Origin of the sequence: Bifidobacterium bifidum ATCC 29521 = JCM 1255 = DSM 20456, from assembly GCF_001025135.1 — a bacterium.
GTDB classification, from domain to species: domain Bacteria; phylum Actinomycetota; class Actinomycetes; order Actinomycetales; family Bifidobacteriaceae; genus Bifidobacterium; species Bifidobacterium bifidum.
In genome coordinates this window covers 647385-659463 of sequence record NZ_AP012323.1, presented here as the reverse complement: position 1 = coordinate 659463, position 12079 = coordinate 647385, and the positions used below count along the sequence as shown (strand labels likewise).

General features: G+C 61.7%; 8 protein-coding genes and 2 pseudogenes. 6 read left to right on the top strand and 4 right to left on the bottom strand.

Annotated elements, in window-relative coordinates; all coding sequences use genetic code 11:
- Positions 1-275: 275 nt before the first annotated feature.
- The 3 genes from BBBF_RS02580 (at position 276) to BBBF_RS02570 (ending at position 2834) form a co-directional block, all read left to right on the top strand.
- Entirely contained in the window at positions 276-1103 is an 828-nt protein-coding gene (locus tag BBBF_RS02580; protein WP_003815240.1) for an aldo/keto reductase, read from the top strand.
- A 139-nt stretch (positions 1104-1242) separates the two neighbouring features.
- Complete coding sequence (locus BBBF_RS02575) at positions 1243-2283, top strand: helix-turn-helix transcriptional regulator (RefSeq protein ID WP_003815241.1); 1041 nt, start codon at positions 1243-1245, stop codon at positions 2281-2283.
- A 227-nt stretch (positions 2284-2510) separates the two neighbouring features.
- On the top strand, positions 2511-2834 hold the full coding sequence (locus BBBF_RS02570; protein WP_003819832.1) for a DnaA ATPase domain-containing protein: 324 nt from the start codon (positions 2511-2513) through the stop codon (positions 2832-2834).
- 30 nt (positions 2835-2864) lie between these two features.
- On the opposite strand, the gene BBBF_RS02565 is transcribed toward BBBF_RS02570, so the two are convergent.
- Positions 2865-4742, bottom strand: a complete 1878-nt coding sequence (locus tag BBBF_RS02565) for an oleate hydratase (protein WP_013363217.1) — start codon at positions 4740-4742, stop codon at positions 2865-2867.
- A gap of 187 nt (positions 4743-4929) precedes the next feature.
- On the opposite strand from BBBF_RS02565, the gene BBBF_RS02560 reads away from it, so the two are divergent.
- Entirely contained in the window at positions 4930-5235 is a 306-nt protein-coding gene (locus BBBF_RS02560; RefSeq protein WP_003819828.1) for a YhbY family RNA-binding protein, read from the top strand.
- A 90-nt stretch (positions 5236-5325) separates the two neighbouring features.
- On the opposite strand, the gene BBBF_RS02555 is transcribed toward BBBF_RS02560, so the two are convergent.
- The 3 genes and pseudogenes from BBBF_RS02555 to dnaE form a co-directional block, all read right to left on the bottom strand.
- On the bottom strand, positions 5326-6153 hold the full coding sequence (locus BBBF_RS02555; protein WP_013363216.1) for a hypothetical protein: 828 nt from the start codon (positions 6151-6153) through the stop codon (positions 5326-5328).
- Positions 6154-6315: 162 nt separating this feature from the next.
- Positions 6316-6384, bottom strand: a pseudogene (locus BBBF_RS10510) (zinc-ribbon domain-containing protein); the annotation flags it as partial.
- Positions 6385-6513: 129 nt separating this feature from the next.
- Positions 6514-10083 (bottom strand): DNA polymerase III subunit alpha, encoded by a 3570-nt coding sequence (gene dnaE, locus BBBF_RS02550; RefSeq protein ID WP_003812245.1) that lies wholly within the window; start codon positions 10081-10083, stop codon positions 6514-6516.
- A 248-nt stretch (positions 10084-10331) separates the two neighbouring features.
- Between dnaE and BBBF_RS10230 the strand changes: the two are divergent.
- Both BBBF_RS10230 and BBBF_RS02540 read left to right on the top strand, forming a co-directional pair.
- Positions 10332-10796: pseudogene (locus tag BBBF_RS10230) on the top strand (hypothetical protein); the annotation flags it as partial.
- Between the two features lie 186 nt (positions 10797-10982).
- Entirely contained in the window at positions 10983-11957 is a 975-nt protein-coding gene (locus BBBF_RS02540; RefSeq protein WP_021648444.1) for a YwqG family protein, read from the top strand.
- Positions 11958-12079 lie beyond the last annotated feature (122 nt).

Below are 12079 nucleotides of genomic sequence, written 5' to 3'. Positions count from 1 at the left end.
GGCGGACGATCGCCGCCGCCCGGCACCCCACGGCGCCACACCTGCGAACCAGTACTCATGGTAATACGCGGCCATGCATGCGCAAGCGTCATCGTTCATCTCTTGCCCACCCGCGGTCGGGCACGGCGAGGAAACGCCCCCCGTCCCGGCCGGGACCTGCGATTTGGGACGTCCTGCGGGCGCAGCATTGCCTGCTCGCCTGTCGATTCGCCTTCGCCGGCATCATTACAATTGTCTGCGACGCATCATCGGCAATATCACAGGAGACAATGGTCATGGCGATTCAATCGACGATCACGCTGAACAACGGCACGGTCATCCCGCAGATCGGTCTGGGCGTGTTCCGCACGCCGGACGGCGACACGACGGTAAACGCGGTGCAGACCGCGTTGGAGAACGGATATAGGCATATCGACACGGCGATGATATATCGCAACGAGACGTCTGTCGGCGAGGGAATCCGCCGTTCCGGCGTGCCGCGAGGCGACCTGTTCGTCACCACCAAGCTGTGGAACGACGACATTCGCGCGCACCGCGGCAAAGAAGCGTTCCAGGAGAGCCTCGACCGCCTGGGCATGGATTATGTGGATCTGTATCTGATCCACTGGCCGGCGGACGTCTGGCAGCAGGCGTGGGACGACCTGCAGGAGATCTATGCCTCCGGGCGTGCGAAGGCGATCGGCGTGAGCAATTTCCAGCCGCATCATCTCGCCGACCTGCTGAAGAACAGCGACGTGACGCCGGCCGTCGATCAGATCGAATCCTCGCCGCAGTTCACCAACCAGCCGCTGGTGGACGAGCTGTCTGCCAAGGGCATCGCCACCGAGGCGTACAGCCCGCTGGGCGGCACCGGCGGCGACCTGCTCGCCATCCCCGAGCTGGCCGAGATCGGCGCGAAGTACGGTAAGTCCGCTGCGCAGACCGTGATCCGCTGGCACATCCAGCGCGGCGTCGTCGTGCTGCCGAAGTCCACGCACGCCGATCGCATCAGGCAGAACATCGACGTGTTCGACTTCGTGCTGTCGGACGATGACATGGCTGCGATCAGTGCCATGGACACCGGTAAGCGCAACAGCGCCGACCCGGACAATTTCGATTTCTGATGGATCCTTATCCGTGTGGCGTATCGCTCTCATTGAGAGCGATACGCCACACGCAACAGGCGATGATATGATTACCGGTAGTTATCTACCGTTTTAATCACCCAGGTGGCACGGTATCCGTCAAGGGAGAGGAGACATCGTGGCTGCATCATCGGCACTCCCCACCGCTCAGATCGTCATCGAAATCCTGGAACAGCTCATCAAGCACACCGACCCCGAGCACGGCCTCACTGCCGCGGAAATCAGCAAACGCATCAATGTATCCGACAAAACCGTGCGCGGGCATCTCAAGGCATTGCAGTCCATGACGCCGTTCGACCGCCATGTGGGCCACCTCGACCGGCGGGATCTGGTCAACGCGGAAAGCGCCAACCCCCGACCCGGCTGGTACATCGAACCGGTCTTCGACATCGCGCAGATGCGCCTGCTCGTGGACGGCGCGGCGCTGTCGAGCTCGGACGGCGAATACCTACGCGAACTCATCGCCAAGATCTACACGTTCGCCGGCAAATCCGGCCAATTGCGCGGCCTCGAACAACTCACCACGCCCAAGAACTACAATACGGAGTTCCTCAACAACATCGAGATTCTGAACGATGCCATCGCATACGGGCGCGTGATCCGGTTCCGGTACTGCACGTACGACGTCAACGGCAATCTCGTCCCCCGCCGTAACGGCGACGGCGACATCAAGACATATCTGGCGGACCCCTACCACCTGATGTACAAGAACAGCAAATACTACCTGCTGTGCCACATGCACCGGTATGACTCGCTGTCCTACCTGCATGTGGAACGCATCCGGGACCTGTCCATTGAGGGGCCAGACCACTCACTCAAACGCACGCTCGACAGCTTCAGCCCCACGCCGGGGCAACCGTTCGACATCGTGCGGCATATGAACGAGCGACCTTATCCGATGGACGGCAAGGCGACGCCGATCCACATGAAGATCCACGGGGCGCTTGAACCGCTGTACGACTGGTTCGCCGACGCCGATGTCGTCCAGACCGGCGAGCGCGAATACGATGTGCACGTCGTCGCGAACGAACACGCGACCCTTTGGTGGGCGTTGCAGTACGCGGATTCGCACATCATCGAGATATTGTCGCCGGCTTCATTGCGCAAGATGCTGCACGATACCGGGGAATATCTGGCGTCGACATACGCGCAACAATAAGAGGAACATATCTACCGGATAAGTGAATCGGACCCTATGTTGGAATCCCCGCATTCGGTGAGGCGAATCCGTCTACCGAATGGAGAGCAACCCACAGGAGACGATCATGCCCGCCATCAATCTGACTGCACGTCTGAACAGGGATCAGACATTCGAAACGCTCGCGCTGACTCCCTTCCGCGAAGTACCTCTATCTCACCAGTGAGGATCATGCCAATGAATTCGTCATGACGGCGCAGGATGCCGACCTGCAACAAGACCGGATCACCCTGTCCGGCAACCGGTTTAGGCATATCGACATGGTACTCATCGACGACTTCCAGTACTTCGCCGGCAGGACGGCCTTGCAGGAGCAACTGCTGCAGACGCTGAGAGCATTGCATCAGGCGGGGCGTACAGCCCGCGATACGCAGCGAACCGTTCTCATTGGGAAACGTGCGAGCCCTGCGGTCCGCCAAACGAACACGGAACCCTTCAGAGGCCCGGAATTCCGGACCTTACCGAAATGTTCACTTGTGTGGTTACGTGAGGAATCCTCACACGTTTCCTAATGAGAACGGTTCGCTGCGAGGCCGATGCCGTCAGATCGCCCCGTACTCGCGCAGCAGCATGCCGATGTCGGTCTTGCCGAGCTTCTTGAGGACCTTCTTCATAACGGCGCGCTCCACGACATTGAGCTTCATATCGGTGACCGGGGAGCCATCGCGCAGTTTGACCGTGGCGTTGAGCAGGTTGCGCACGTCGTAGACGCTGCCCCACACCTCCGGCACGCCGCGGTCCACGTCGAGCAGCGTGTACACGGCCTCCATGCCGGTGCGCATCGAGTATTCGGTAGTGAAGATCGTGTCGCGCGGCGTCTCGGCGAACTGGCCGAGGAACGCGAAGTTCACGGCGCCATCCGGCACCACGTCCGGCCGATCACCGGCCGAACGCGGCATGAAGAACGCGGTGATGTACGGCATCATGACCGGCACGGTGTTCGCGTGGGATTTCGCGAGCGCCTCGATCTTGTCGATCGGCACGCCCATGTGGTACAGCCATTCCTCGCAGATCTCCTCGCCGGTGCATTCGGTCATCGGCTTCTTGATATAGTTGCCCGGCTTGTCGGGGAACAGGCCATACACCCATACGCACAGCTGTTCCTTGGGCTGGTCACGGAACTGCTGCTGGCGGTTGAGCGTCCAGCTCATCAGCCAGTTGGAGTCCTCCACGGTCACGATGCCACCGGTCACCACGCGCCCGGAGAACGGGTCGCGCTTGCAGATGCGTTTGATGTACGGCGGAATCTCTGCGTCGAGCGTAGTCACCGTGGCGCTCATCCACTTGGTGGCATCCGGGTCCGAGCAGAATGTGTCGGGATGCCCGAAGCTCGGGTCCTGCTTGGCGATGCGCCGCCACATGTCCCAACCGCCACCGGGCTTGAGGTCCGGATTCCATGCGGCCGGCGAATGCTGGGATCCCATCGTGGAGTTCTCCACGCAACCGCCGTTGGTGATGAACACCAGATCGTTCTGCGTCAGGTCGATGGACGACTTGTCACCTTCGTGGTCGATGTCGATGCGGACGGCGAGTTTCTTCGTGTTCGTGCCGTACGGGTTGCGCTTGAAGAAGCCGGACGTGGCCTGGATCTTCTGGATCGTGTCCTGTCCGACCCCGGTGCGCTCACGTTCGGGTCCGTTCCCGCCGCCGATCGCAAACTCGACGTTCTCGACCTTGGTATTGTAGTGGAACTGCACGCCGTGCGCTTCGAGGTACTTCACCATCGGCAGGATCATCGACTCGTACTGGTTGTATCGGGTGAACCGCAACGCGCTGAAGTCCGGCAGACCGCCAATGTGGTGGATGTACCGTTTGATGTACAGTTTCATTTCCAGCGCGGAATGCCAGTTCTCGAACGCGAACATGGTGCGCCAGTACAGCCAGAAGTTGGATTTCAGCACCTCGTCGTCGAAGAAATCGGTGATCGGCTTGTCGTACAGTTCCTCGTCCGGAGTGAAGAACAGTTTCATGATCTCCATCGAGGCCTTGTCGCTCAGCCCGAATTTGCCCTGGAGTCCCGCATCCTGCCCGCGGTCCTTGGTGGCGCGGCACAGCGAATAGTTGGGGTCGTCCTTGTTGAGCCAGTAATACTCGTCGAGCACGGAGACGCCTTCGGTCTCGATCGACGGGATGGAGCGGAACAGGTCCCACATCACCTCGAAGTGGTTGTCCATCTCGCGCCCGCCGCGCATGACATAGCCGAGGCCGGGGATGTCGGCGCCGTCGCACGCCCCGCCGGCCACCGCGTCCTTTTCGAGGATGTGGATGTTCTTGCCTGGCATCTGCGCATCTCGCACCAGATAGCAGGCCGCCGACAGCGCCGCAAGTCCCGTGCCGATGATGTACGCGGACTTGCCGTCGACACCCGCCGGCTTCTTCGGTCGTGCGAACGCTTCATAGTTGCCACTGGAATAATACATATTCCGCCTCCTTGAGGATATTGTGGATGTCTGCGACATCATTACCAGACATGATGTCGCATTTCTTTCGTCCCCGCCATAGACATTAGTCGGTGTTTTGAAGGATTTCCAGAAGCGTCCATGCCGTTCATCGTGCCGCTCCGCTATCCTCGTACACAGCACATCAGATTGACGGAGAGGACCAAACATGGCATTGAGCAAGAAGCAGGTCAAGCAGCTGCGCGCGATGGCGAATCAGCTGAACCCACTGCTCTACATCGGCAAGAACGACCTGACCGACGCCGCGGTGAAGCAGGCATCGGAGACGATGGACAGCCACGAGCTGCTCAAGGTCGCCGTGCAGGACGGCTCCGGTCTGACGGCGAAGGAGGCCGCCGACAAGCTCGCCGGCCAGATCGGCGCGCAGGTGGTGCAGGTCATCGGCAACCGGTTCGTGCTGTACCGCAAAAGCTCACGCAACGACATCGAGCACATCCGCCTCGCACGCGAGTGACGGCGGCCGAATTCCTCGTGCGCGAATATGGTTGTGGCCCCGACACCGGTATCGTGTCGGGGCCACAACCATATTTTCAGCGCGTGCAGGTCACTTCTTCAATGACAGTGTCATAGTCATATCGGGATCATCGAGGGAAACGTCGAATGTCGCGTCACCGGTCTTGCTCCATGTGCCATGGAGCGTCGACTCGCCATGACCGGTGGCCTGTACCGACATCGTCAATGTGCCATCATCCTTGAAGTTGGCTGAGATGCCCATGCCCAGTCCCATGACCGAGCAGGAGACCGACCAGGTGCCGTTCGGCTCGCCCTTGGACGCGCCATCGGGGATGGTGACGGTCGGGCTGAGCGCGTTGAGAACGGCCGTGCCCTGTTCCTCGCCCAGACCGCCGATGTACCCGATGAGGCCGGTGACCTCGGACATCACGTAATTGCCGCTCGCACCGCTGAACTTCAGATCCTTCAGCGTGTATGAATGGCTGCCATTGCCACTTGTGACCTTGTCGATCGTGGCGCTGACCGCCGGCTTTCCGTCGTCATTGCCCGGCAGATCAAGCGACATCTTCTTTCCGTCGACGCTCAGGGTGCCGGTGTTGCCGCCGGCGCTGAGTGAATACGTTCCGTTGACGCCCGGCTGGGACAGGTGCAGGAACAGGAACACGCCACCGGTGACCAGCGCGGCCACGATGATGATGGCGAGCACGATGATGAGCGGCTTCTTGGATTTCTTCTGCGCGACCGGTGCCACGGGAGCCATGGGGACTCCGGGGACGCCCGGCTGCTGGTATTGGCCGTACTGCTGGGAATCGACCGGCTGCTGCGGATACGTCTGAGCCCGATACGGCTGCTGCTGGTATCCGGCCATTTGCGGCTGCTGCTGGTAAGCGGTGCCGGGCGCCGCGGGAACGGGAGGCATCCCGGTCGTCTGTACCGGTTGCGGCGGCTGCGCCGGATACTGCACTGATTGAGGAACCTGTGCCGATTGAGGAACCTGCGAAGCCGAAGTCTGCGGCTGCGTCGTGTACGCAGGCGTCGCCGGTGCCGCAGCGGCCGGCTGTGCCGTCGCCGCCGTCAATTGTGCACCGCACGCCCTGCAGAACAAGCTTCCAACGGCGTTGTCTGCGCCGCAATGTGAACACACTATCATCGTTCTTCCCTCTAGGTCCAGGCCCATAATTGACGGCAGCCAGCGGCCCCGTTTCGCTCTCATTCTACCTGCATACGCCCATCGTCAGCGGATTCCGTAGCGCATATGGTCACATTCCGGCTGATGGTCTCAGGCCGTCGGCAGGCAGCTCGGGCCGAACAGGCTCTTGATCTCGGCGAACAGGCTGGTGTCGCGTTTGACGCGGAACCTATCGCCGAAGGTCATCACCCGTGCGTTGCCCTTGGCGTCGAGCACGGCAAGCCGCACTTCACAGAATCCCGGATGCCGCGTGATGATCTGCGCAAGCTGCTGCATGTTGCCGCGCCCCAGGGCCACCAGCGGCAAGGTGATCAGGAACGGACGCTCGTCATCGGTCTCCAGCGCGACCGGCTGCATTTCCGTGGCGCGCATGCTGACGGTCTCGTCCCGAACCTCGACCTGGCCGCGCACCTGCACGACCGCATCCTGTATGAGCTCCGTGCTCGCCGCCTCGTACACTTTGCCGAAGAACATGCACTGGATGGAGCTTTCCATGTCCTCGATGGTGACGATCGCCCACGGGTTGCCCTTCTTCGAGACTCGTCGATCGACGTTGGTAATCAGTCCCGCCAGCGTGACCTGCTGCCCGCTGGGCATGGTGGGCGCACGGTCAATCAGATGGGCGATGGACATCTCCCGCATCCCGGCGAGCACTGCTTGCATGCCGCTCAGCGGATGGTCCGACACGTAGAGGCCAAGCATATCGCGCTCGAACTTGAGCTTGTCCTTCTTGTCCCATTCCTCGATGTCCGGCACGGCGACCGTCGCATCCCCCATCGCGTCGGCGCCCGAATCCTCCGTGTCGGAGAACAGGTCGAACTGTCCTTCCGCCTGCTTGCGCTTGAGGCCGACCACCGAGTCGATCGCCGACTCGTGCACGGTGAACAGCGCCCGGCGGTTCGGGTCGATCGAATCGAATGCGCCCGCCTTGATCAGCGATTCGACCAGTCGCCTGTTCAGCGCGGTCAACGGCACGCGGCGGATGAAGTCCATGAAGTTCACGTATTTGCCACGGCCCGTCTCGCGTTCCGCGATGATGTCCTTGACCGCATTCTCGCCGACGTTGCGGATAGCCCCGAGCCCGAATCGGACGACGTCGCCGACTGCGGAGTACTCGTAGACCGACTCGTTGACATCCGGGGAGAGCACTTGGATGCCCATTCTCCGAGCCTCGCCCAGATACAGGGCGGTCTTGTTCTTGTTGGTCGCCGCGCCCTGCAGCAGCGCGGCCATGAACTCGACCGGGTAGTGCGTCTTGAGGTATGCGGTCCAGTAGGAGATCAGGCCGTACGCGGCGGAGTGCGCCTTGTTGAACGCATAGCCGGAGAACGGGACCAGGATCTCCCAGATCGCCTCTGCGGCCTCCTCGGAATAGCCATGCTCCTTCATGCCGGCGAAAAACGGCACCTTCTCCTTGGCCAGCACCTCGGGCTTCTTCTTGCCCATGGCTCGCCTGAGCACGTCTGCCTTGCCCAGCGAATAGCCGGCCAGGATACGCGCGGCTGACTGCACCTGCTCCTGATAGATGATCAGGCCGTACGTCTCATCGAGCACCTGCTTGAGGGGCTCGTCGAGCTCGGGGTGGATAGGCGTAATCTTCTGCAGGCCGTTCTTGCGCTTGGCGTAGTTGGTGTGCGAGTCCATCGACATCGGGCCCGGTCGGTACAGGGCAATAAGTGCGGAGATGTCGTTGAAGTTATCGGGCTTGAGCGTCTTGAGCAGCGAGCGCATGCCGTCGGAATCGAGCTGGAACACACCGAGCGTGTCTCCGCGCGACAGCAGCTGGTACGTCTCCCGGTCATCGAGAGGGATCTTCGTGTAGTCGATGACGCCCTTGCCGTTGTGCTCGATGTTGGTGAGCGTGTCGCGGATGACCGTCAAGTTGGACAGGCCGAGGAAGTCCATCTTGACCAGGCCGAGCGTTTCGCACGTATGGTACTCGAACGTGGTGGTGACGGTGCCGTCGGTGCGCTCCAGCAGCGGCGAGGTGTCGGTGATCGGCGCGGAACCCATGATCGTGGCGCACGCGTGGACTCCGGTCTGGCGAATCAGCCCCTCGATGCCCTTCGCCTCCTCGGTGATGCGCTTGACTTCGGGATCGGAGTCGTACAGCTCGCGGTATTCGCGCGCCTCGGCGTAGCGCTTGGCGCTCGGGTCGAAGATGTCGTGCACGCTGATGTCCTTGCCTCCGGTGGCGGCCGGCGGCAGCGCCTCGGTGATACGAGTGCCCATCTCAAAGGGGAATCCCATGATGCGCGCGGAGTCCTTGAGCGCCTGCTTGGTCTTGATGGTGCCGTAGATCACGCATTGGGCGACCTTGTCATGGCCGTACTTGTCGGCCACATAGCCCAGCACGCGCATGCGGCCTTCGGGATCGAAGTCGACGTCGATATCGGGCAGGGACACACGCTCGGGGTTCAGGAACCTCTCGAAGATCAGGCCGTGCTTGAGCGGATCGAGCTCGGTGATGCCCATCGCATAGGCGACCATGGCCCCTGCGGCGGAGCCTCGCCCCGGGCCCACCATCACGCCGTGCTCCTTCGCCCAGTTGATGTAGTCGGCGACGACGAGGAAGTAGCCGCAGAACTGCATCTGGCAGATGACGCCGCATTCATAGTCGGCCTGCTTGAGCACCTCCATCGGCGGGTTGCCGTCGTAGCGCTTCTCCAGGCCCTCCTCGACCTTCTTGAGGAACAGCGAGGTCTCGTCCCACCCTTCGGGGCAGTCGAACTGCGGCATGAACGCGCCATCCTCATGGTCGTCGAAGATCACGTTGCAGCGTTCCGCGATCTCCAGCGTGTTGTCGCAGGCGTCGGGATGGTCCTTGAACAGCTCGCGCATCTCCTCGGCGGATTTGATGTAGTATCCCGATCCTTCGAACTTGAAGCGGTTGGGGTCGTCCAGCGTGGCGCCGGAGTTGATGCACAGCATGGCGTCCTGGGCGTCCTTGTCCGCCTCCATGACGTAGTGCGAGTCGTTGGTGGCGAGCAGGGGCGCGCCGAGCTTCTTGGCGATGGTCAGCAGATCGCCGGTAACCTTGCTTTCGATGGACAGTCCGTGGTCCATCAGCTCGATGTAGAAATTGTCCTTGCCGAAGATGTCCTGGAACTCGCCGGCGGCACGCAGCGCCTCGTCGAACTGGCCTAGGCGCAGACGGGTCTGGATGATGCCGGAGGGGCAGCCGGACGAGGCGATCACGCCTTTGGAGTAGGTGGACAGCACCTCCTTGTCCATACGCGGATATCGCATGACACGGCCTTCGAGGTTGGCGACGGACGACGCCTTGATGAGGTTGACCAGCCCTTCGTCGTTCTCCGCCCACATGGTCAGGTGGGTGATCAGGCCGCCGCCCGAGACATCGTCGGGGTTGCGGGCATGGCCGGGAACCGGGGTCCAGTTGGTGTCCCATGACACGCGCGTCTTGTCCTGCCGCGCGGTTTCAGGGGTCACATACGCCTCGATGCCGATGATCGGCTTGACGCCGGAATCGACCGCTGCACGCCACAGCTCGTAGGCGCCGTGCATGTTGCCATGGTCGGTGATGCCGACCGCCGGCATGCCCAGCTCCTTGACGCGCTTGACCAGATCGGGCACCTTGGATGCCCCATCCAGCAGCGAGTAGTGCGTGTGGTTATGCAGTTGCACGAAGTTTCCAGCCATGCGTTCCACCTTACCTCATGCCGCACTCACCGGTAGATATGTTCCGTTAATCCTCGCCGGAAACCCTCTTCCGCAGCACGACACACAACGTCAATCGTTTGACGTAAATCGATTGACGTTCTATTGTTCCAGTACAAAAAAACGATTCCCCACAACGGCACGGCAGCCGTGCGGAGAACCCTCAGCACCCAACAAGACCTACCCGCACGGGCGCGCTGATCGGCTCCATCGTGCTGTCGGCCGGCTTCATGGCCGCCTGCGGCCTCGGCATGCTGCTCATCTACCTGTTCCGGGTCCCGTCCGAGCAGAAGGACGAGCTCCGCAAGGAGGCCGACCCGAACGGCCTGTGCTACTACAAGGGCCGCTGGCACGTGTTCTACCAGCTGCACCCCTACGGCACCCAGTGGGGCCTGTGCCATTGGGGTCATGTCTCCAGCGAGGACATGGTCACCTGACGCCGCGAGCCCATCGCCTTCGCCCCGTCCCTCGAACAGGAGAAGGACGGCGAGTTCAAGCCGGAAACCGAGTTCCGCCCGTGGGACTGCGGCCACAATTTCTACGCGCCGCAGTCGTTCAACACGAACGGGCGGCAGATCATGTACGGGTGGACGAGCCCCTTCGTCGAGCCGATCCCCATGCAGGACGACGGCTGGTGCGGACAGCTGACCCTGCCGCGCGAGATCATGCTCGTCGCCGAATCCGGCTCGCTGACCGTCACCTCGCTGACGCTGCATCATCTCAAGTCAATCGGCCTGGACTGACTGAGGCCAATCCGCTGACGCAATCGGGAAGACACGCCGCAAGACGGTACCAAGCCTTCACCAATCGCGTCAGCGAAATCGCCTTTCAGCTGCTAGGCTTTCCTGTGCAAGGATGATGATCTGAAAACGGGGAATCACATGGGATTGCTGGACAAATTATTCGGTCGTGACACACCGTCCCAGGAAATCGTAGGGAAAGTGGACAAAGAGGGGCCCCGCAACCCCATCGACCAGCTTGGCGTCACCGGCAGATCCCAGCGAAACGCCGCCTACGAGGACACCGCGCACATCCCCAGGATCACCGACTACGTCGCCGAGAAACTATCGCAACTGCTACGGTATTCCACCGAAATGCCGGTGCTGCGTCTGACCGAGGACGACTCCCCCGCACAGATCACCGACAGCAAGCTCGGCGGCGCGTTCTACGTGCCGGAAGGCATGAAGGTGCCACGCAATCTCGACACCGGGGACCCGCTGTATCTGCTGGCCCAGCTGAACTTCAGCCAACTGCCGCAGCTGCGCGGATTCCCCGCCCAGGGACTGCTGCAGTTCTTCATCGACGGCGAGGACACCCTGTACGGAGCGGACTACGACAACCCGCAGTCGCAACGCTCGTGGCGCGTGCGCTACCTCCCCAACGTGCCGGTCACCGCACTGCATGCCAACCGTGTCGTCAAACCCGCCTGGCATGACGACACGGTGCTGCCGTTCAACGACCCCGACACCGAGCGACGGCTAGTCGCACAGGCCGGCAAGCAGACGATCACGCCTACTGACTACCGGTTCGAGGGGCGGCTGCAAAGCTGCGTCAGCACGCTCAACGAGTACGACCACGGCTTCTTCCGCGAACATGAGGCGGAGATTCGCGACTCGCTCGCCGTACTGCTGATGTCGGGCGGGCACCAGGTCGGCGGATACCCGATCTTCACGCAAAGCGACCCGCATGATGACAGGGATCCGCTGTGGAACAAGGCGACCGACCTGCTGCTGCAGATCGATTCGACCAACGATGTGTCGTTCGGCGACTCCGGCGTAGCGAACTTCTTCATCTCCCCCAGCGATCTGGAACGGCTTGACTTCTCACGCGTGCTCTACACCTGGGACTGCTACTGAGCAGCTTTCCTCTTCTCGCCCCCGCTGGCGGGGCTGTTGAGCGGAGCGAAACTGGGGGGGGTGGTCTTGACGCCCGAGGAGCGCTCTCCCGGTCGCCTCACAACAGCCCCGCCAACACAGGG

Bases quoted from the DNA above. Each gene is read 5' to 3' on its own strand.
- dnaE (WP_003812245.1), bottom strand. From the start codon at position 10,083: ATGGCTGGAAACTTCGTGCAACTGCATAACCACACGCACTACTCGCTG.
- BBBF_RS02560 (WP_003819828.1), top strand. From the start codon at position 4,930: ATGGCATTGAGCAAGAAGCAGGTCAAGCAGCTGCGCGCGATGGCGAAT.
- BBBF_RS02540 (WP_021648444.1), top strand. From the start codon at position 10,983: ATGGGATTGCTGGACAAATTATTCGGTCGTGACACACCGTCCCAGGAA.
- BBBF_RS02555 (WP_013363216.1), bottom strand. From the start codon at position 6,153: ATGCCTCCCGTTCCCGCGGCGCCCGGCACCGCTTACCAGCAGCAGCCG.
- BBBF_RS02565 (WP_013363217.1), bottom strand. From the start codon at position 4,742: ATGTATTATTCCAGTGGCAACTATGAAGCGTTCGCACGACCGAAGAAG.
- BBBF_RS02570 (WP_003819832.1), top strand. From the start codon at position 2,511: ATGACGGCGCAGGATGCCGACCTGCAACAAGACCGGATCACCCTGTCC.
- BBBF_RS02580 (WP_003815240.1), top strand. From the start codon at position 276: ATGGCGATTCAATCGACGATCACGCTGAACAACGGCACGGTCATCCCG.